Origin of the sequence: Novosphingobium sp. KN65.2, assembly GCF_001368935.1 — a bacterium.
GTDB lineage: Bacteria > Pseudomonadota > Alphaproteobacteria > Sphingomonadales > Sphingomonadaceae > Novosphingobium > Novosphingobium mathurense.
Genome location: NZ_CCBH010000057.1, coordinates 17,463 through 38,614, shown reverse-complemented (window position 1 = coordinate 38,614; position 21,152 = coordinate 17,463). Strand labels below are relative to the sequence as shown.

The 21,152-nt window shown below is 66.0% G+C and carries 16 protein-coding genes; 7 read left to right on the top strand and 9 right to left on the bottom strand.

All coding sequences use genetic code 11. The annotated features are described in order from the left end of the window. The first annotated feature begins 238 nt into the window (after positions 1-238). Positions 239-4,981, top strand: coding sequence for an NAD-glutamate dehydrogenase domain-containing protein (locus SPHV1_RS02090; RefSeq protein WP_054944455.1), 4,743 nt, complete (start codon positions 239-241; stop codon positions 4,979-4,981). A gap of 66 nt (positions 4,982-5,047) precedes the next feature. Here SPHV1_RS02090 and SPHV1_RS02085 read toward each other — a convergent pair whose 3' ends face one another. Further along, positions 5,048-5,509, bottom strand: coding sequence for an Lrp/AsnC family transcriptional regulator (locus SPHV1_RS02085; protein WP_054944454.1), 462 nt, complete (start codon positions 5,507-5,509; stop codon positions 5,048-5,050). Between the two features lie 107 nt (positions 5,510-5,616). Between SPHV1_RS02085 and phhA the strand changes: the two genes are divergently transcribed. From phhA to SPHV1_RS02055, 6 genes are all read left to right on the top strand, one after another. Further along, complete coding sequence (gene phhA / locus SPHV1_RS02080) at positions 5,617-6,483, top strand: phenylalanine 4-monooxygenase (protein WP_054944453.1); 867 nt, start codon at positions 5,617-5,619, stop codon at positions 6,481-6,483. Continuing rightward, positions 6,480-7,595 (top strand): 4-hydroxyphenylpyruvate dioxygenase, encoded by a 1,116-nt coding sequence (gene hppD / locus SPHV1_RS02075; protein WP_054944452.1) that lies wholly within the window; start codon positions 6,480-6,482, stop codon positions 7,593-7,595. Before phhA ends, hppD begins: the two co-directional genes overlap by 4 nt. Before the next feature lie 115 nt (positions 7,596-7,710). After that, a complete protein-coding gene (locus tag SPHV1_RS02070) occupies positions 7,711-8,280 on the top strand; it encodes a VOC family protein (RefSeq protein ID WP_054944451.1) in 570 nt (189 codons plus the stop codon). Between the two features lie 14 nt (positions 8,281-8,294). Continuing rightward, a complete protein-coding gene (maiA, locus tag SPHV1_RS02065) occupies positions 8,295-8,930 on the top strand; it encodes a maleylacetoacetate isomerase (protein WP_054944450.1) in 636 nt (211 codons plus the stop codon). 131 nt (positions 8,931-9,061) lie between these two features. Then, positions 9,062-10,027, top strand: a complete 966-nt coding sequence (locus tag SPHV1_RS02060; RefSeq protein ID WP_231634405.1) for a GGDEF domain-containing protein — start codon at positions 9,062-9,064, stop codon at positions 10,025-10,027. Next, positions 9,994-10,629 carry a phosphatase PAP2 family protein gene (locus SPHV1_RS02055; RefSeq protein ID WP_082430731.1) on the top strand — a complete coding sequence of 212 codons (636 nt, stop codon included), beginning with the start codon at positions 9,994-9,996 and terminating at the stop codon, positions 10,627-10,629. The genes SPHV1_RS02060 and SPHV1_RS02055 overlap by 34 nt, the downstream gene beginning before the upstream one ends. An 18-nt stretch (positions 10,630-10,647) precedes the next feature. Here SPHV1_RS02055 and SPHV1_RS02050 read toward each other — a convergent pair whose 3' ends face one another. From SPHV1_RS02050 to SPHV1_RS02015, 8 genes are all read right to left on the bottom strand, one after another. Further along, positions 10,648-11,910 (bottom strand): N-succinylarginine dihydrolase, encoded by a 1,263-nt coding sequence (locus SPHV1_RS02050; RefSeq protein ID WP_054944448.1) that lies wholly within the window; start codon positions 11,908-11,910, stop codon positions 10,648-10,650. A 9-nt stretch (positions 11,911-11,919) separates the two neighbouring features. Continuing rightward, positions 11,920-12,939, bottom strand: coding sequence for an arginine N-succinyltransferase (locus SPHV1_RS02045; protein ID WP_054944447.1), 1,020 nt, complete (start codon positions 12,937-12,939; stop codon positions 11,920-11,922). After that, complete coding sequence (locus tag SPHV1_RS02040) at positions 12,939-14,141, bottom strand: hydrolase (protein WP_054944446.1); 1,203 nt, start codon at positions 14,139-14,141, stop codon at positions 12,939-12,941. Before SPHV1_RS02040 ends, SPHV1_RS02045 begins: the two co-directional genes overlap by 1 nt. Further along, positions 14,138-15,556 (bottom strand): succinylglutamate-semialdehyde dehydrogenase, encoded by a 1,419-nt coding sequence (gene astD, locus SPHV1_RS02035; protein WP_054944445.1) that lies wholly within the window; start codon positions 15,554-15,556, stop codon positions 14,138-14,140. Before astD ends, SPHV1_RS02040 begins: the two co-directional genes overlap by 4 nt. Further along, the gene (locus tag SPHV1_RS02030) at positions 15,553-16,584 is read right to left on the bottom strand and encodes a 2-oxoadipate dioxygenase/decarboxylase family protein (protein WP_054944444.1); all 1,032 of its coding nucleotides are present in this window, start codon (positions 16,582-16,584) and stop codon (positions 15,553-15,555) included. The genes astD and SPHV1_RS02030 overlap by 4 nt, the downstream gene beginning before the upstream one ends. Before the next feature lie 183 nt (positions 16,585-16,767). Beyond that, on the bottom strand, positions 16,768-19,554 hold the full coding sequence (locus SPHV1_RS02025) for a phosphoenolpyruvate carboxylase (protein WP_054944443.1): 2,787 nt from the start codon (positions 19,552-19,554) through the stop codon (positions 16,768-16,770). Next, the gene (gene eda, locus SPHV1_RS02020; RefSeq protein WP_054944442.1) at positions 19,551-20,177 is read right to left on the bottom strand and encodes a bifunctional 4-hydroxy-2-oxoglutarate aldolase/2-dehydro-3-deoxy-phosphogluconate aldolase; all 627 of its coding nucleotides are present in this window, start codon (positions 20,175-20,177) and stop codon (positions 19,551-19,553) included. Before eda ends, SPHV1_RS02025 begins: the two co-directional genes overlap by 4 nt. Further along, a complete protein-coding gene (locus SPHV1_RS02015; protein ID WP_054944465.1) occupies positions 20,174-21,148 on the bottom strand; it encodes a glucokinase in 975 nt (324 codons plus the stop codon). The genes eda and SPHV1_RS02015 overlap by 4 nt, the downstream gene beginning before the upstream one ends. Positions 21,149-21,152 lie beyond the last annotated feature (4 nt).

Below are 21,152 nucleotides of genomic sequence, written 5' to 3'. Positions count from 1 at the left end.
TGATTATTGTTCTTCGCGGTAATTTCGTTACATGCGTGACAGAGGATATTCCCTGTGTGGACGAGCCATCGGGTCGCAACCAAGCGTATAAAAAACCATTTAAAAATAAGGCTGTCGCGCGGGAAAGGCGAAGGCGGCTGATGCCGGAAAGCAATTCCGGGCCTATAACAACGATTGTCGAGTCGGACCCTCCGGCGAGGGCAAGTTCCGATCCCGACAGCAAATCGCGGAGAAGGAAATGAGTGCAGGCGAAGTGGCCGTAACCGGCAAGGGACGGTCGAGGCAGTCTTCCAAAGGCGCATTCGGGCAGCTGGAGGAAGTGATTGCGGATCGCATTCGCGACTCGCTGCTACCGGTCGACGGACCCGCGGACGCCTCGTGGATCGAGGATGCCGCGCGCAGCCTTCTCGAAGCAGCCGCCAACCGCCCCACCGGCGAACCGGTGGTCGATCTCACTTCCGCGAGCGACGAACGGCGCTACTTGCGCATTGCCCTGATCAACGACGACATGCCGTTCCTTGTGGACTCGGTCGCCGCGGCGATTGCCGATGCCGGACTTGTCATCGATCGTCTGGCCCACCCCGTGCTGTCGGTGAAGCGCAACGCCAAGGGCAAGCTCGAGGACCTTCCCGGACTGGACGCTCCGGGCACCGTGCGCGAATCGATGATCTACATCGAGACCGCGCGCGTGGATGCCCGCCAGCGCCGCGCCCTCATTCGCTCGCTCGAATCCACCCTGGCCGATGTGCGCAGCGCGGTGAAGGACTGGCCGCGCATGGTCGAAGCCATGACCATCGATGCCGAGCAGGTCGACGATGCCGAAGGCGCCGCGCTGCTGCGCTGGTTCGCCGGCGGGATGCTCACCCAGCTGGGGCATGTCACGCGCCGGCGCGACGGCACCCATGGCCAGTTGCTGGGCGTCTGCCGTCGCGCTACCCGCGATATCCTGTCGGCCTCGAGCTACGATCAGGCCTTCGCCGAGTTCGACCGACAGGTCGAGGCGGGCTCCATCGTGTCGCCGATGGTGATCAAGGCCAACCGCATGGCCACCGTGCACCGCCGCGTGCCGATGGACCTGTTCATCGTCCCGGTCATCGACGAGGGCAGGGTCACTGCGCTTTCCGTTCATGCCGGGATATGGACGAGCGCCGCGCTCGCGGCCCCTCCGGGCGATGTTCCGCGCCTGCGCGTGCTGCTGACGGGCCTTGCCGGCAAGCTCGGCCTCGATCCGATCGGCCATACCGGCAAGGCGCTTGCCCATGCCCTGACCAGCCTGCCGCATGACCTCGTTCTCGGGCTTGGTGCCTATGACGTGGAGCGGCTGGCGACCACGATGACCGGGCTGGTGGACCGCCCGCGGCCACGCCTGCTGATCACCAGCGCACCGCTTTCGCGTCACCTCTTCGCCTTCGTCTGGCTACCGCGCGATATGGTCTCGACCCAGATGCGCCGCCGCATCCAGTCGATGATCGAGGAAGCGGCCGAAGCGCCGACCATCGACTGGAGCCTGCAGGTCGAGGCGGGCAACCTGGCGATGATGCGCTTCACGCTCGACATTCGCGAAGGCGCCGGCGCGCTCGATGAGGAAGCGCTCGACCAGCACTTGCAGGTCATGCTGCGCGGCTGGGGCGAAGCGGTCGAGGCGGTTCTCGCGCAGGGCATGGACCCGGCGCGAGCGGCGGCCGTCGCCGGGCGCTATGCCGATGCCTTCCCGCTGTCCTACCGCACCGATTACGGCCCTGCCGAAGCCGCGCTGGACATCTCGCACATGCGCAAGGTGGTTGTGGGCGAGGCGGCGGAAGGCGAGCATCGCCATGGCATGCGCGACGCGCGACTCTATCGCCATGCCAGCGACGATGCCGCGCACCTGCGCCTCAAGGTCTATCAGGCGGAGGGCAGCCTGCCGCTGTCCGATGCGGTGCCCGCGCTTGAGAACTTCGGCTTCCGCGTGCTTGCCGAGGTCCCCACGCCGCTGGAAAGCGGGCGCATCGGCACGATCCACGATTTCACGCTGGCGCTGCCGGTCGGCCGCAATGCCGAAGAGGTTCTCGGCCTTGGCGGGATGATCGAGGATGCGCTGTGCGCGGTCCTCAACAACGAGAGCGAAAACGATGCGTTCAACCGCCTCGTACCGATGCTCGGCCTGTCCAAGCGCGAGACCAACTGGCTGCGCGCTTGGTATCGCTACTTGCGTCAGGGCGGCACCCATTTCGGCATCGCCACCGTGGTTGACGCGCTGCAGGGCGCGCCGCGGGTGACGACGGCGATCATCGCGCTGTTCCGCGCCATTCACGATCCGCAGTTCGAAGGCGACAGGGAGCAGGCGACGCAGGAGGCGGAAGACCGGATCCGCGAAGGCTTGGCCGATGTCGTCGCGATCAACGATGACCGGTTGCTGCGCGCCTACCGCGATCTCGTGCTGGCGATGCAGCGCACCAATGCCTTTGCCCATGCCGGGCAACTCGCGCTGGCCTTCAAGTTCGATTCCGCGCTCGTTCCCGGCCTGCCCAAGCCGCTGCCGTGGCGCGAGATCTTCGTCTATTCGCGCCGGGTCGAAGGCATCCATTTGCGCGCCGGACCGGTGGCGCGCGGCGGCCTGCGCTGGTCCGATCGCCGCGATGACTACCGCACCGAGATCCTCGGGCTGATGAAGGCGCAGCGCGTCAAGAACGCGGTTATCGTGCCGACCGGGGCCAAGGGCGGCTTCTATCCCAAGCAGCTTCCCGATCCCGCGCTCGACCGGGCAGGATGGGCCGCCGAGGGGCAGGGCTGCTACGAGGTGTTCATCGCCACCCTGCTTTCGGTGACCGACAACATCGTCAGGGACAAGGTCGTCCATCCCCAGGATGTGGTGATCCTCGACGGCGAAGACCCCTACTTCGTCGTCGCTGCCGACAAGGGCACCGCCAAGTTCTCCGACGTTGCCAACGGCATCGCGGAATCACGCGACTTTTGGCTCGACGATGCTTTCGCCAGCGGCGGTTCCAACGGCTACGACCACAAGGCCATGGGCATTACCGCCCGCGGCGCTTGGCTCTCGGTGCGCCGCCATTTCCTCGAAATGGGCGTCGACGTGCAGAGTGAGCCGGTGCGCGTCATCGGCTGCGGCGACATGTCGGGTGACGTCTTCGGCAACGGCATGCTGCTGTCCAGGGCGATCAAGCTGGTTGCCGCCTTCGATCACCGGCACATCTTCTTCGATCCCGATCCGGACCCGGCAAGCAGCTGGGCGGAGCGCAAGCGCATGTTCGACCTGCCGCATTCGAGCTGGGACGACTATGACAAGTCGCTGATTTCCAAGGGTGGAGGGGTCTTCCCGCGCAAGCTCAAGTCGATTCCCCTCTCGCCCGAAATGCGCGCTGCACTGGGCGTCGACGGCGAGGCGCTCGACCCGGATTCGCTGATCACGGCGATCCTCTCCAGCCAGGCCGACCTTCTGTGGTTCGGCGGCATCGGTACCTATGTGAAGTCTGCAGGCGAAAACAACGTCGCTGTGGGCGATCCGGCCAATGACACACTGCGCGTCAATGCGGCCGACCTGCACGTCAAGGTCATCGGCGAGGGCGCCAACCTCGGCGTGACGCAGGCGGGACGCATCGAGTTCGCGGCGCGCGGCGGGCGTATCAACGCCGACTTCATCGACAATTCGGCAGGCGTCGACTGCTCGGACAACGAGGTCAACATCAAGATCGCGCTCGCGGCGGCGCGCCGGTCGGGCAAGCTCTCGGAAAGGAAGCGCAACGAACTGCTGCGCGAGATGACCGATGAAGTGGCCGAGCTGGTGCTGGAGGACAACCGCCTCCAGGCCCTCGCGCTGTCGATCGCCCAGCGCGGCGGGGCCTCGGCCATGCCGTCGCACATCCGCCTGATCGAGATGCTGGAGGAAAGCGGTAATCTCGACCGCCGGACCGAGGGGCTGGCCGAAAACGACCTGCTCCAGCGTCGCGCGCTCGATGGGCAGGGGCTCACCCGTCCCGAGCTGGCCGTGCTGCTTTCCAGCGGCAAGCTGGTGCTGCAGGACGCCATCGAGCAGAGCGACCTGGCCGCCGATCCCAGCCTGACCGACCTGTTGCTGGGGGCCTTCCCGGAACCGATGCAGGACAGGTTCGCGCGCTTCATCAAGGGCCATCGCCTGGCGCGTGAGATCATCGCGACCAAGCTGGCCAACCGCATCGTCAATCGCCTCGGCATCGTCCATCCCTTCGAACTGGCCGAAGAGGAAGGGGTGGGACTGGCGCAGATCGCAGCGGCCTTTGCCCTTGCGGTCCAGCTCTTCGATCTCGAAACGCTCTGGGAGCGGCTGGAAATCGCGCCGATGTCCGAAGATGCGCGCCTGCTGCTCTTCGACCGGGTCGCGGTTGCCACGCGCGGTCATATGGCCGACCTGCTGCGCGCCGGGGCCGGACAGGTCCCGCCGCACGAGTTCTACGACCGCATCGGCAAGCATGTCGCCGCGCTTGGCGTCGGCACGCAGGCCCTGCTGGGCGAGCGGACCCTGGCCCATTCGCAGCGGCTGCGTGCCGCGCTGCTGGAACGCGGCGCACCGGAGGCGGAGGCCACGGCCGTGGCGCACCTGTTCGATCTCGACGGTGCGGTCGGCATTGCCGAACTGGCCGACAGTACCCGGATCGAACCGCGCAAGCTGGTCAACGCCTTTACCCGGATCGGTACTGGCCTCGGCCTCGACTGGGCGCAGTCGAGTGCGGCGATCATGAACCCTTCGGATCCCTGGGAGCGCCTGCTGGTTGCCGGGCTCGCCCGCGATTTCCAGCAGATGCGCCTTGAGTTCCTGCGCTCGCTGGCGCGCAGCAAGGTGGGCAAGTCCGATCCGATCGCTGCAGTCGAGGAATGGGGCCGCCACCACCGGACCTCGATCGGCACGTTCCGGGCTACCGTGGCGCGGGCGGAGAATACCGCCCCGATCACCCCGGCCATGCTGGCCCAGATCGCCAGCCAGGCCCGCAACCTGCTGGGACGCTGAAGAGCGGTCCCGATGTTCGCCGTCGCCCCGGATCGGATCCGGGGGGCGGCCATCGATCGACTCCGCTCAGTCCAATGGCATCGCGCGCGTTTCCTTGATCGTCTCGAGGACGATGATCGACTTCACGTCGCGTACGCCGGGAATGCGCAGCAGCGACTTGAGCGTGATCTGCGAGAGGTGCTCCACGTCGCGGGCGATGACGTGAACGAGGTAGTCCATGTCCCCGGTCACCGCATGGCAGGCAATGACATAGGGATTGTCCTGGATCGCCTGCTCGAAGCGCGAGATGTTGTCGTCGCTATGGGCGTCGAGGTTGATCAGCACATAGGCGTCGAGTTCGAAGCCGAGCTTTCGTGCATCGAGGATCGGCTGGTAGCCGACGATCACCCCGTCGTCCTCCAGCCGCTTGATCCGGCGGCTGACCGGGGTGGCGGAAAGGGCCGTGCGTTCCGCGACTTGCGCCACGGGCATGCGCGCATCGATCTGGAGCGACTGGACGATCTTGCGGTCGAATTCGTCAAGAGGCACGAATCACCTATAAAAGTGGATTTTTATGGAGGAATCTACCAATATCACAGCTATGCCATATGACAATCGCACGAATATGAAGCGAAGTCCGTGGTATTATCCACGCTATGAAGAAGCCCAGCACGGATACCAGCGCCAGCGGCCTTCGTGGCGAGTACGAAGGGGCCTGCGACGATTATACCGTCGGACAGGACTGGCACGCCTACACCCCGCAGATGCACGAGCGTTGGCGGCGGCTTCATGCGCGCCAGTCGGCCCTGACCGACCGCTATGCCTGCCGCTCGTTTCGCGAGGGCCTGGCCCGGCTCGATTGCGCCGACGGCATCCCGCGCTTTGAAGACGCCAACGCCATCCTCGGTCCTGCAACCGGCTGGCAGCTCGTCGCGGTACCCGGCTTCATTCCCGATGCCGTCTTCTTCGATCATCTGGCCCACCGCCGCTTTCCGGTAACGCGCTGGATCCGCGAGGAGCACGAGCTGGACTATCTGGTCGAGCCGGACGTGTTCCACGATTTCTTCGGCCATGTGCCGATGCTGCTCGATCCCGCGATTGCCGACTTCCTCGAACTCTACGGCAAGGCCGGCGAGCGGGCGATGGCGATGAACGCGTTGCCGATGCTGGCCCGCATCTACTGGTACACCATCGAATTCGGCCTCGTGCGCGAAGGCGATGAACTGCGCGTGTTCGGCGCAGGCATCATCTCGTCGCACAGCGAGACCGTCTATTCGATCGACGATCAAGGCGTCCTGCGCCTGCCCTTCGATCCGGTCCGGGTCATGCGCACCGGCTACATGATCGACGATTTCCAGAAGACCTACTTCGTGCTCGAAAGCCTGCCCCAGCTCATCAACGACCTGGTCGGCCTCGATTTCGGGCCCGTCTACGAACAGTGGCGCGATGCGCCTGCGCTGCCGGCGGGTGAATGCCTGCCCGGCGAAGCTCCCTACAATCCGAAACGCGAGATGACCCCATGACGACCCAGTCCCCCACCGACCTGTTCGACAATCCCATCGGCCTCGACGGCTTCGAGTTCGTCGAATTCTCCGCGCCCGAGAAAGGCGTGCTGGAGCCGGTGTTCGAAGCCATGGGGTTCACCAAGATCGCCCGCCACCGCTCGAAGGACGTGGAACTTTGGCGCCAGGGCGAGATCAACTTCATCACCAATTACGAGCCGCACAGCCCGGCATGGTTCTTCAGTCGCGAGCATGGCCCGAGCGCCTGCGGCATGGGTTTCCGCGTGCGCGATGCGCGCAAGGCCTATGAAGAACTGCTCGCCCGCTCGGCCGAGCCGGTGCAGGTCGCGACCGGTCCGATGGAACTGCACCTTCCCGGCATCCGTGGCATCGGCAACTCGATCATTTATCTCATCGACCGCTACGAGCGTGACGGCGATGGCGCGCTGTCGATCTACGACATCGACTTCGAATACCTGCCCGGCGTCGAACGGCACCCCGAAGGCGCAGGCTTCGACCGCATCGACCACCTGACGCACAACGTCTACGGCGGTCGCATGGCCTATTGGGCGGATTATTACGAGAAGCTCTTCAACTTCCGCGAAATCCGCTACTTCGATATCAAGGGTGAGTACACGGGCCTTACCTCGAAGGCGCTCACTGCGCCCGACGGCAAGATCCGCATTCCGCTCAACGAGGAAGGCGAGGGCGGCAAGGGCCAGATCGAGGAATTCCTGCGCCAGTTCAATGGCGAGGGCATCCAGCACATCGCGCTGATTACCGATGATCTGGTGAAGGCCTGGGACCGCCTGAAGGCGCTGGGCGTACCGTTCATGACTGCGCCGCCCGAGACTTATTACGAGATGCTCGAAGAGCGCCTGCCCGGTCACGGTCAGCCCGCCGGTGAACTCAAGGCACGCGGCATCCTGCTCGACGGTACCACCGAAGGCGGCAGTCCGCGCCTTTTGCTGCAGATCTTCGCCGAGGCGCAGGTCGGACCGGTCTTCTTCGAGTTCATCCAGCGCAAGGGTGACGAAGGCTTTGGCGAAGGCAACTTCAAGGCCCTGTTCGAATCCATGGAGCGCGACCAGGTCCGCCGCGGCGTGCTCAAGGTGGAAGAACCGGCCGAGTAACACCCCTGGGGCCAGCGCGTCGGCGCCCGATGCGCGGCCCTTCAAGGCCTGCCGGACCGAAATCCGTTCCGGGTCGCCGGTCCGGCAGGTTCAAGAAGATGCGGAGAGCGAGACGATGACTGAAGGCCAGATTGCGAACGGCGCGCCCCGACTGGGGGGCATCCACCACGTCGCCTATCGTTGCCGGGACGCGAAGGAGACGGTCGAGTTCTACCGCGATGTCATGGGCATGGATTTCATGCTCGCCATCGCCGAGGACAACGTGCCTTCCACGGGCGAACCCGATCCCTACATGCACATCTTCATGGATGCCGGTGGCGGCAACGTGCTGGCCTTCTTCGAACTGCCCAACGCGCCCGACATGGGCCGTGACGAGTCGACCCCTGCCTGGGTGCAGCACATCGCCTTCAAGGTCGACAGCGAGGAAGACCTCATGGCCGCCAAGGCACGGGCCGAGGGCCATGGGCTCGAAGTCGTCGGGCCGACGCATCATGGTGTCTTCAAGTCGATCTATTTCTTCGACCCCAACGGCCATCGCCTTGAACTGGCGTGGCAGTTCGGTACCCCCGATCAGATGAAGCGCCTCAACGACGTGGCCGAGGACATGCTGGAGGAATGGTCGCGCACCAAGAAGGCGCCGCGTCATGCCGCCTGGCTGCACGAAAAGATCGCACAGGAAAGCTGAAGGGGCGAGCCGGGATGCGTCTCTACTCCTACTACCGCAGTTCGACGAGCTATCGCCTGCGCATCGCCCTCAACCTGAAAGGGCTGGAGTACGAAATCGTGCCGGTAAACCTGCTCAAGGCAGAGCAGCGTGGCGAGGACTTCCGCAGGATCAATCCCTTCGCCGGTGTACCTGCGCTTGAGGCCGATGGCCGGGTCTATGCGCAGTCGATGGCGGTGCTCGAATGGCTCGATGAGCGTTATCCAGACCGGCGCCTGCTGCCGGTGGACGTCGAGGACCGCTTCGTCATGCGCGAACTGGCCATGGCCATCGCGACCGAGCTGCACGCCCCGCTCAATCTTCCCGTGCTCCGGTACCTCAAGACCGAACTTGGCCATTCGCAGGAAGAGATCGACACCTGGTACCGTCACTGGCTGGAAAAGACCCTTGTCCCGCTGGAGGCGAAACTGGCGGCGCGCGGATCGGGTGATTTCCTGTTCGATGCACCTGGCCTGTTCGAATGCGTGCTGGTGCCCCAGCTCTACAATGCGCGCCGGTTCGACTTCGACCTGACAGCAATGCCGCATATGTCCCGGATCGAGGCGGCGTGCCTTGCTCACCCCGCCTTCGTGGCCGCTCATCCCGACAATCAGCCGGATTGCCCGGCCTGACCTTGTGGGGCTTTTTTTCGGCGCCATGACGTCAGACCACTAAGGTCGTTTACTTAGAATTAGTCATAGTGTGTACATTAGTGCGCATGACTTCGAGACGCCAAACGGAACGGAGATGGGCCCGCCATGATGTGCATGGCCTGCAGCACTCCTACCTTTTCCGCGTTTCACCGCGCATGGCCTGGGCGATTGTCGTCGCGATGCTCGCATTGGTCGCGAGCATCGAAGCCAACTCTTCTCCCGCAATGTGGTTCGGCCCCATTTACCTTGCGATCATGGCTTTTGCTGCATGGTCGCTCAATTCACTGGTAGCGGTTGCCATCGGCCTCGGCATTCTCGGCGCTCGACTTGCAACAGGCGAATTGGCTGTCGCTGCAAGCACCGGGCCTGCCGGCACGCCCAATCTGGCGGTGCGCGTGCTGGGAATCATGATCGTGGTGCTCGTCATAGGTGCGGCGCGCAAGGCTTGCGAGCGGGAGTGGCGCGCGGCCCGGATCGATTCGCTGACCGGGGCATGGAACCGCTCGGCCTTCTTCGAAATCCTGCGCAAGAACCAGCATCGCGGCGGCTGGCATGCGTTGATCTACGCCGACCTCGATGGCCTCAAGCGGGTCAACGACGAGGAAGGCCACGCGCAAGGGGACGAGAACCTCAAGGTCTTCGCTGAAACCGTGCGCAAGACCATCCGCAAGGGCGACGTCTTCGCCCGCATGGGCGGTGACGAGTTCGTCATCTTCATGAAGCTGAAGGACAAGGATGCCGGTACCGCCGTCGCGAACCGGCTCGATACGGCCCTCAACACCGAGTTCGGCGAGAGCCGCTTCCACTTGTCCTGCAGCCTTGGCATTCTTCTTTTGCCCGAAGGTTCGACCTCCATCGACGGCGAACTGCGCGCGGCGGATGAACTGATGTACATGGCCAAGAAGTCGCGCTCCGGCGTGCTCGTGTCGACAGCCTGTGAAAGCGGCGGCAGGATCGAGTTTTCACCGTGCTCGATCGCAAAGGAGGTGCCTCGCGACGACACCGTGGTCAGACAAGCCGACAGGGCACCCACGAGCGAGCCATGCATGACACCGGATACCCACGCCGTCGCCTGACTGCGGAACGGCGCCGCGCATGGCGTCTTGCACAGGTGACCCTACAGGCCCTCCTGCACAGATCCCCGGATGTCCTCGGGCTTGCCTTCGTCGCCGTACTGGCAACGAGCGCAACACCGGCGTGGGCGGGTGACGGCACATGGCGCGATATCGGCAATGTCGGGCGCGATGTGCTGGTAGTGGCCGCATTGGGCGTTCCCCTTGCCCGGGGCGATACCGCCGGGGCGCTTCAGGCGGGGGGCAGCCTGGGCTCGGCAGAACTCGTATCGCTGGGGCTCAAGGAAGCGTTTCCCGAGACACGGCCGGACGGCAGCGACCGCAAGAGCTTCCCGTCCGGCCACACCGCCATTTCCTTTGCCAGCGCGGCGACCCTGCAGAACCGCTACGGCTGGAAGGTCGGCCTGCCCGCGCAAGTGCTGGCCGCGATGGTCGGCGTGTCGCGCGTGAAGGCGGACAAGCATCACTGGTATGACGTTCTGGCCGGGGCCGCGATCGGCGAGACTGCAGGGTTCCTGATCACCTCGCGCCGGGACGAGCGAGTGCGCGTCATGCCCTGGGGCGATACCAGCAGCGCCGGCGTTTCCGTTTCCGCCCGGTTCTGAGCGCGGCTTCCCGCCCGCTCAGAACCCGTCGCGATCCAGTTCCTGCAGGCCCAGTTCGGCGCATAGGGCAGAGCGTGCGGCCACAAGTTCCTCCCACAGCGCGGGTGAGGACAGATCCTCCACCGCGAGCTGTTCGGGCCAGTGCCTGCCGACGAGCGCCTCTATCGCCGTCAGATTTTCCGGCGTTGCGATGAAGCGCGGGTCGACCGTCGCTGGATCGGCGACCACGCGCAGGCGCAGGCAGGCGGGGCCGCCGCCATTGGCCATCGACTCGCGCAAGTCATGCACGAAGAGGTGCCGGATCGGCCCGTTGCCCGCGACATGGGCTTCCAGCCATTGCCACACGGCGGGCGTTTCGCGCGCCTCGCCGGGCAGGACCAGAGCCATTTCCCCCGAAGGCAGCGTCACGAGCTGGGCGTTGAACAGGTAGGAGGTGATCGCATCGGCGAGGCTCACGGCGCTTGCCGGCACTTCGACGATCTCTATTTCCGGGAGCTTGTCGCGCAGCTCGGCATAGAGCCCATCACGATCGGCGAAGGCCTGTTCGTGGGTGAACAGGACCCGCTCGTTGGCGACCGCGACAACGTCGTTGTGGAACGCGCCTGCAGCTATCGCAGCCTCCGACTGGAGCGCCAGCACCGTGCGTTCCAGGGAAAGCCCGTGCAGACGCGCGACCGCGGCGCTGGCCTCGCGGTGTTGGCGCGCCGGGAAGGGGCCGCCGCTTTCGCCATAGACGAAGACCTCGATCCCGGGGCGGTCATGGCTCGCACACAGCCGCATGTGATTGGCCGCGCCTTCATCGCCGAAGGGGGCCGGGACCGGCGCGTGAACCGCAAAGTGCGCTTCGTCGGCGAAGGCGATCTGCAATTGCGCCAGCGTCTCGCGCCATTCGTGGCTGCGGTGGGGCATCGTGACCAGATTGGCCGCGGTCAAGTGGCAGCGCCCGTCGGCGGTGTCCGGGCCGGGAGAGACGGTGGCAGCGTTCGCCGCCCACATCGACGAGGCGGACAGGGCATTGGCGCGCAAGGGCGCGCTGGCCGAAGCCATGTCGGTGCCGAGCTGACGCAACCAACCTTCGTCCGGGCGACGTTGCGGCAGGAAGAAGCCTTGCGCCAGTCCGCGGTCGAGGTTCGCGCGCATCTTGGCCAGGCCCTGCAGCGCCGCGGCGCGGGGCCGCGCGATCTTGCCGGCGTTTTTCGCGGAAGCGAGGTTGCCGAGGCTCAGGCCGGCATAGTTGTGGCTGGGCCCGACAATTCCATCGAAGTTGATTTCCGTCAGCATCAGATCACCTCAGGCAGGGGCGTAAGTCACGGCGTCGCCGATGCCCACGCCCAGCAGCTTGGCCGCCGGTTCGTCGAGGCTCACCCCGCCTTCGGTCTCGGCAAGGTGCCCGAGGCAGGCGCGAAAGCCGGCAAGGTGGCCGGTGGAGACGAGGTGCGAGGGGCCTTCCTCGACATTGGCCGTAATCAGCGCGACCTTGGCATCCTTCGCCTCGCGGATGGTGCGGATGCTGTCGGTCTCGACCATCATCGACGGGCCGCCGTCGAAGATGTCGATGTAGTTCTGGAAGGCGAAACCCTCGCTCTCGAGCATGCGCATGGCCGGGCGGCCGGAGAAATGGGGCTGGCCCATGACCTGCCGGGCGCCTTCGGACAGCAGCGCGGTGTAGATCGGGTGCTTGGGCATGAGGTCGGCGATGAACTGGTTGCCGTGACGGGCGTTGAATTCGTCGGCATCGCGAAAGCTCATGTCGAAGAAGCGGCCGGCCAGTCCGTCCCAGAACGGTGAATTTCCGGCATCGTCGATCGCTCCGCGCAGTTCCGCCAGGGTACGGTCGGCGAACCGGGCGCGGTGGGCGCGGATGAACAGGTAGCGGCTGCGCGCCAGCAGCTTGCCCACGCCCGCGGAACGCTCGGTCGCATCGAGGTAGAGCCCGCCCACCTCGCTCGATCCGTCGAGGTCGGTACACAAGGTGAGCATCTCGGCCCGGAAAGTGCGATCCAGCTCCTTGGAGTGCTGGGTGATGCGCCCGATGCGGTAGGAATAGAACGGCCACTCGGTGCCGACCTGCGAGAAGATCTGGCAGGTGCCGTGGACCTTGCCGGTCTCGGTATCCTCGAGGATGAAGACGAAGAGATCGTCGATCAACGTATCCTCGTCACGGGCGAAGGCGCGGGCGGCGCGTTCCAGTTTCCCTTTCAGCGTCGGTTTGTCGGGCGGCAGATTGGTGAACCCGCCGCCGGTGCCCTTGGCCATGCGGTAGAGGGCATCGAGATCCTTTTCCCGGGCCGTGCGCAGCAGGAACGTCATCAGGCAACTCCGTGTCTGTCGAGGCGGTGCATCACCAGCGCCGTCAATTGCGCGCGGGCATCGAGCGAGTCCGCCAGCAGGAACTCGTCCGGCGAGTGGATCGCGCCGCCGCAGGCACCCATCGTGTCGATCACCGGCACCCCGCAGGCGGCAATGTTGTTGCCGTCGCACACGCCGCCGGTGTCTTTCCACGTCATCGCCTGCCCCAGATCGGCAGCGGCCTGCGAGACGAGGCCGAACAGCTTCTCGGTCCTTTCGCCCACTTGCTTGGGAGGGCGCGAGACGCCGCCGTGCAGGTTGACCTGCACTTCGTGGCGGGCGGATACTTCTGCGATTGCCGTTTCGATCATCTGCCCGGCGTGCTCGGCCAGTTCGGGCGTGCGCGGGCGGATATTGAAATGAACGATGGCAAGGTCGGGCACGGTATTGTTGGGCGCGCCGCCCTCGATCCGCGCCGGGTTGACCGAAAGCCCCTCGCGCTTGCCTGCCGCCAGCCGTATGGCAAGTTCCGAGGCCGCGACGATGGCATTGCGCCCGTCCTCGGGATTGCGCCCGGCATGGGCGGACCTGCCCGTAATCACCGCGGCATAATTGCCCGAGCCGGGGCGCGAGCGCGCCATGATGCCGCCGGGAAGGGCTGGTTCATATGTCAGTGCAGCCAGCTTGCCTTCGGCGAGACGGGCGATCAGCGTCGCCGAAGACAGCGAGCCGGTTTCCTCGTCGGCATTGATCATCACGTCGTAGCCCAACGTGGGCTCGCCGCGCTCATAAGCATCCAGCCCTGCCAGCATCAGCGAAAGGCCGCCCTTCATGTCTGCGGTGCCGGGGCCGTGGAGCGTATTGTCGTCTAGCCAGTCGCACGTCTGGAAGGGGTGGTCCTTGGCATAGACCGTGTCCATATGGCCGGTCAGAATCACCCGGCGCGCGGCCCCGGGCCGCACGGAGACGACGAGATGGCGGCCATGCGCGACCTCGTGCACCTGGCCCTTGGCATCGACTTTTTCGACCGGCGCGGGCTCGACCAGCGATACCTCGCCCGGCAGCACGGCAAAGGCATCGGCAAGGCGCGAGGCCATGGCGGCGAGGCCCTCGAGGTTGCCGGTGCCGCTGTTGATCGCGGCCCAGTCCAGCGTGCGTTCGAGGATCGGCGCGCGCTCGACCGGCGCCAGCAGGGTGCGTTCGTCGTGCGTCAGCCCGGTCATCGACGCAGCATTCCGTCGAGCGCGCCCATATTGCCGCTCGGGTCGGAGGCTTCGAAGCTTGCCATCGGGTAAGCGCAGTAGTCGGCGGCGTAATAGGCGCTGGGGCGGTGGTTGCCGCTCTCGCCCAGACCGCCGAAGGGCATCGAGCCTGCCGCGCCGGTCGTCGGCCGGTTGCGATTGACCACGCCCGCGCGGCTTTCGAGCACGAAACGCTGCCACAGCGCGTCATCGGCGCTGACAAGCCCCGCGGAAAGGCCGAAGCGGGTGTCGTTCGCCGCTGCCATCGCGGCATCGAAGTCCGCCACGCGGCACACCTGCAGGACCGGGGCGAAGATCTCTTCGTCCGGAACCGATACGCCGGTTACGTCGAGCATGGCAGGGCGCACGAAGGCGTCGCTGCGGCCCTCGATGCCCGCGAAGGGCCTGATCACCTGCGCGCCGCGATCGACCAGTCCCTCGAATTGGGCGCGGGCCTTGGCGGCGGCGCCGTCCGAGATCAGCGGGCCGATGTAGGGCTCGGGCGTCTCGTTCCACGCGCCGATCAGCAGAAGCTGCGAAAGGCTCGCCACGGCCTCGACAAGGGCGCTCCCGAAGGCGGTATCGGGCACGATCAGGCGGCGCGCGCAGGAGCAGCGCTGTCCGGTGGTGACGAAGGCGGACTGCACGACGATGGCCGCGGCTTCGTCCACGTCGCCGTCCCATGCAACGAGCGGGTTGTTGCCGCCCAGTTCCAGCGCGAGGATGACATCGGGCCGGTCGGCGAAGACGTGCCGGAAATGCGCGCCCGCACCGGCCGAGCCGGTGAAGAGCAGACCGTCGATCGCACCGGAAACCAGCGCCTCGCCGGTTTCGCGCGCGCCCTGGATGCACTGGAACACGCCTTCGGGAAGACTTGCCTCGGCCCAGGCATCTGCCATCGCCGCGCCGGTCGCAGGTGTCATCTCGGAGGGCTTGAAGACAACCGTGTTTCCCGCGAGCAGCGCAGGGACGATGTGGCCGTTTGGCAAGTGTCCGGGGAAGTTGAACGGGCCGAGTACCGCCATCACGCCATGCGGGCGATGGCGCAGGATAGCTGCGCCGAAGGGCATGTCGCTGCGCTTTTCCCCGGCGCGTTCGGCTTGCGCGGTGATCGAGATGCCGACCTTGCCGATCATCGATCCCAGTTCGGCGAGGCCTTCCCAGCGCGGTTTGCCGGTTTCGCGGCTGATTATCGCGGCGATCTCTTCCTTGCGCGTTTCCAGCACGGCCCTGAAGCGCTGGACGGCAGCGACCCGTTCTTCGACGGGAAGCGCGGCCCAACCCGGAAAGGCCTGGCGCGCGCGGCGCAGCGCGGCGTCCACTTCGGCACGGCCGGCAGGAGCGCCTTCCCAGACCAAGGCGCCGGTTGCGGGATCGATCGACTGAATATGGCTCATTGCTGCCTCGTGACTGCGAAGATGCCGGTGGCGTTCCCGGAGTCGAACGTCAGGTCCAGCATACCGGTTGCAGGATCGATGTCTCGGGTGATGAATTCGTAGAACGAGCCGGGCACCTCGCGCCTGATCTCGGAGCCGTCGGCAAGGCGGAACGGGCGCTCGACCTTGTCGGCAAGGATCGCGGTCTGGCGCACGCGGCCGTTCTGCGAAATCTCGACGCTGGGCTTCATCGGATAGCCTTGCTCGCGCAGGTCCTCGGCCAGCTGGACGACATTGTCGGTGCGCGTGGTGGCGTGATTGAAGGCATTGCCTTCGGTCGCGATCCAGGCGGCTTCCTTGCTGTGTTCGAGCAGGGCTTCGTAGTCGGCGAGAGCCGGTGCCGGGTGCTGGCGTTCGAAGGCGCGCAGGGCTCCGGCAACGATCGTCGTCGCCTGTTCGGGCGAGCAGTCTCCCTGCGCCTCCAGCGCCTGCAACGCCGACCACGCTGCCGTGCCGAGGGGGTCGCGGGAATAGCCGAACACGCGATCTGCAGCCGCCTGTGCCGTCTCGGGCAGTTCGTGGACATGAAGTTCGGAGACGAAGAACTGCGGCACCGCTTCGGGCAAGTCGCGATGGACGAGGGCGCGGCCGGTCATCTTCAGCTTGGGCAGCGGGTAGAGCCCACCGACTTCGTAGCCCATCGGCGCGAGGAAGCGGGTGAAGGCCTCGCAGCCCGAAGGCAGGTCGCCGGTCGCTCCGTCGATGGTGCGCAGCGCGCCATGGTCGAAGGCGATCGTTTCACCTTTCGCGCGGATCTGCGCGACGTAGCGGGCGGCCGTCGGGACCCGCTCAAGCAGGTCGAGAAACAGCGCGGCGTTGAGCGCCATGGCCACTTGCGCACGGGAGGGCCGCTCGTCCGTGCCCTGCAGCGCCGGGTCTATCGAAAGCGTCGTCAGTGCGAACTCGGCGCGGTCTTCACCGACGGTGGAAGCGAGCAGGCGGAACAGGGTCCACTGACTGGTGATGGCGGTGCTGGGGGCGGCAACCATGGCATCCTCGTTGTTTATTTATTGCGCGTACTTGCAATATATGTAACGCGCAGGGCGAAGTCCACCACCGCGCGAAACTTCGCGCAAATGGCTGGAAACCCGCTTTTTTCGAGGATGTCTTGAAGGAACCGTGCGGCAGCCGCCGGGCGGAACACCTCTCCGCCCGGCGCGCCGTGGTATACGTCAGCCGTGTGCGCCGAATTCGTTGGCGATGGCGGTCGTGATCCGCAGGCTCAGGCCATAGGACCGGGCGATCGGATCGATGTAGTCGCGGTGGATCTGCGAGTAGCCCGAGGCGCTCGAGTCCGGATAGTCGCTGGGCAAGTCGACGCTGAAGTCGTTGATCGAGGGGAAGCTGATCGGGAAGGCCCGACGCAGCTGGGCAAGACCGTCGTCGACGCGCAGCGTGAAGAACATCTCCAGCACATCCTCGCGGCTGATGTCGTTGGCGCGGCTGAAGGCCGGGACCATGACCGCGCGCAGGAACATGTGCTTGAACAGCGCGATCCGCAGCGACTGCAGAACGCCGAGGCTGCGACGGGTATGCTCGCGGTCGGGCAGCGGCGATTCGTCCGGGATCAGGTCGAGCAGGCGGTGTAGCTTCATCGCATCGACCCGCAGGCGCGAGGCGAGGCGGCGGAACACGCCGGTCCGGTCGTCCTTGGTCAGGTACTCGCCGATCTTGAGGCAGGCGTCGGAGATGTGCTGTTCGTCGCCGCGGTAGGGGCGGCTGGCCCAGTAGGCCGAGTTGAACAGTTCGCCATAGGCCGCCACCGTCTTGATCGAGCCGAGCGCATTGGCCGCGCGGGCGAGCCGGATGAGCTGGCGTCCGCGTTCGCTTGCGATGAGCAGGCTGGCGATTTCCTCGATGTTGCCGTCCGACGCCGTGCCGATGCCTGCGATCACGTTCACCGGATAGCCCAGCTGCTGGAGGATTGCGTTGTGCGGGATGGCGCGGATCTGGCGCAGGCTCATCGTCCTGTCGCCGGACAGGTCCGACTGGCGGCGCGACTTGCGGCTGCCGGTATCGTTGAGCAGGCCGAGCCCGAAGGCAGTGATTGCGCGCGAGTAGGTGTGGCTTTCGAGGTGATCGTGCTGGACGCCGCGGATCGCCCGGTAGAAGTCGAGGCTGAGGTCGGTGCGGCGATAGAACACGTCGGTCGGTGTGTTGGTGTCCGCGCCCCACAGCGGCTTTTCGGCCATGCGGGTGAGCGTTGCCAGCGCCAGTTCGTCCGATCCGAACCAGAGGTAACCATCGCCGCCCTGGAACGAGACTTCGGGCTCCAGCCTGATCCCGGCGCGCAGGAAGCGGCGGCGGGCCCAGGGCGACATCTGCCAGTCGAAGCGGTCCTCGATGCTGGAAGGATGGGCGCCGCGGCCCATGGATTCGCCGCCGGTATTGAAGATCAGCGCGGCAACGTCGGTCATCGCATTCGCGGCCATCGCTTCGGCGAGGCGTCCCTGCAGGCGTTCGATGGCCAGCGCTGCGGGGATCTGGCCGACGAAGCGGCCCGCGTCGGAAAAGCCGGTCTGGATCGAGACGCGCCCGCGCTTGCGGGCATATTCGCGATAGGCCGGCTCGGACAGCACCGCGTCGAGGAAGCGACCGCCGTGTTCCAGCGCGCTTTCGGTCTCGAACAGGGGCGAGACGTCGACCTTGTCGTCGATCCCGAACATGCGTGCGAAGTAGAGGGCGGCCAGCACCGTGGTCGGCTGTTCGCATTCCGCCACGAGCATGCGGATCGGGGTATCGGAATCGATGTGCTGCAGGATCTGCGCCATCGCCAGGAACTGGCGCACTGCCGTGCTGTTCTCGATCGCCAGCGCCGCGAAGTTGGAGCGCAGCGGTTTCACTTCGGCCAGAAGCTCGCGCATGCGCACCAGCGCGGCCTGGCTGGCGAGGCTGAGCTTGCCGTCCGGATCGATGCGGCGGCGGATCGCGTTCTGGAGCTGCGAGGAGTTCACCCGGAAGTGGATCCAGCCCATGCCCAGGCCATCGGAGCGCATCGCGGCGGCCACGACGAGCAACTGGCGCGCGATGTCCTGATCGGCGTGACGGGCTTCTTCCTCTAGCTCGGCAATCACGCCTTCGAGGCTGACGAGCTTGTCGGGGTGTTCGGCGGTCAGCGCATTGGCCGCAGCCGAAAGCGCTTCGGGCTGGGACAGGTCCTCGGCAAAGCGCGCGGCCATTTCGGTTGCGAGCTGGCCCGCCCGTTCGAGCCGCTCGGCAATCGCGGGCTCCATCGACCTCAGGTCCTGCGCATAGCTGGCCAGCCGCATCGCCTTTTCCTCGAGGCGGTAGCGGATCGAGGTGGACCACGAGATATCGGTGCGCCCGTCCATGTCGTAGCCGACCCAGGTGGCGAAGCGTACCGGCATCGGCTGCAGGCTCTTCCAGCGCTTGGGCCATCGGGCGGCGGCGATGTCGAACAGGCGGGCGCTGATCCGGTCGCGCGCCTTCTGGCCGCGGCTGAGGGCTGCCATCGCCTTTTCGTGTTCGTAGTCGAGCGTGATCGTGTCGCGTTCGGGCGAGGCGGCGCAGACCGATGCCTCGCTGAAATCGCCGTTTGAGGCCGAGTGGGTTACCGCTTCGGTCTGTCCGGCGGTGAGCAGGAACGTGGGGTGCGCGGTGAAGACCACGTGAGCCGCCGGGCGCTGCCAGCGGGCGGCGAACTCGGTGAAGTCTTCTTCGTTCGCGATGCTGTCGATCCGCGCGTCGTTCTCGGCGACGGGGACCGGTTTGACCAGGCGGTCGAGCCGGGCAGCGCGGGCCCGCAGGCCCTCGCATTCCATCTCGGCGACCAGCCGCTCGATGTCATCGAGCGACATTTCGCCGTTCTCGAGCTTGCGCGAAAGCTCAAGCCCGAGCTGGAAAACCGGATTGTAGAGCGGGGTCTGCGCCGTCAGGGGGTGCAGTTCCCGCAGGCGGGCGTTGAGGTCTTCGACCGTGTTCAACGCCGGCCCGCTCATCGTGCGAGCCCCGCTGCAGTTCTTGCGTCCGCTTCGATCTTCTTGGGATCGGGCTTGCCCTTGGGGACCATCCAGCTTCCTCCGACGCAGATTACGGCATCGAGGGCGAGCCATTCGGGCGCATTGGCCGGAGTGACGCCGCCGGTGGGACAGAACCTGGCCTGCGCCAGCGGGGCGGAGATCGCCTTGAGTGCGGGCGGTCCGCCGGCCGCCATCGCCGGGAAGAACTTCAACCGGTCGAAGCCCATGTCGAGCGCGAGCATGATGTCGCTGGCATTGGCGGTCCCGGGCAGGAACGGGATTTCGCGCTTGAGCGCCGCTTCGCCGAGGCGGGGGGTGAGGCCGGGCGAGACGATGAACTCGGCGCCGGCGTCCAGTGCCTTGTCGAGATCGTCGGGATTGAGCACGGTGCCGGCGCCGACGACGGCACCGGGAACCTGCTTCATGGCCTTGATCGCTTCGATCGCGCAATCGGTGCGCAGCGTCACTTCCAGCGCGGGCAGCCCGCCGGCGACGAGCGCTTCGGCAATCGGCAGGGCGTGTTCGATATCTTCGATGACCAGCACCGGGATCACCGGTGCGAGGCGCATGACCTTTTCGACCGATGCGGAAAGGTTGCTCATGCAGTATGCTCCCTGACGAAGGCGGCAGCCGCGCCGAACAGGCCGGGCTGCGGATGGGTGATCAGCTTGACCGGCAGTTTCGCCATCATGCCGGCAAAGCGGCCCTTGGCGCAGAAACGGTCGGAAAAGCCTGACTTGAGAATGGTTTCGCGGATCCGATAGCCGAGCCCGCCGGCGATCACGACGCCGCTGGCGCCCTGCGCGAGGGCATAGTCGCCCGCTGCCGCACCGAGCGAGAGGCAGAAGCGGTCCACGGCTGCGGCGGCAAGGCTGTCCTCGCCGGAGGTCCCGGCGGTCCAGATCTCGACGTCGCTCAGTTCATGGATCGCGCGCCCTTCGAGCGCGGCAAGCGTCTGGTAGATGTCGACGATGGCAGGGCCGGAGACGACACGCTCCACCGAAACGCGGTTGTGGCGCTTGCGCAGTCGGGCGAGGATGGCGTCCTCGATCTGGTCGAGCGGGGCGAAGTCGATGTGGCCGCCCTCGGTCGCCTGGACGTGATAGGTGCCCTTTCCGTCCCGCCAGAGATGGGCGACGCCAAGGCCCGTGCCCGGGCCGAGCACGCTCACCGTTCCCGACGCGGGCAGCGGCGTGTTTTCGGGGCCGGCCAGATCGAGGAAATCGTCCTTGGCGGCGCAGGCCACGGCATGGGCCACGGCAGCGAAGTCATTGACGATGGTGTGCCGCGTCGCGCCCAGTTTCTCCTCGATGAGGGCAGGGCGGATGATCCACGGGTTGTTGGTGAAGTGGATCACTTCGCCGCCCACCGGTCCGGCCACCGACATCGCGACCGCATCGGGCAGGGTGCCGCCGTTCATCTCGCGAAAGGCTTGCCAGGCGAGCTGGAAGCTGGCGTGATCCTTGGTGTGCAGCGTGGACGGCTCGCCCAGCGTGATCGCTCCGTCCGCGTTCACGCTGGCGATGGCGAAGCGGGCGTGGGTGCCGCCGATGTCGACGGTGACGAGTTCCATTTCG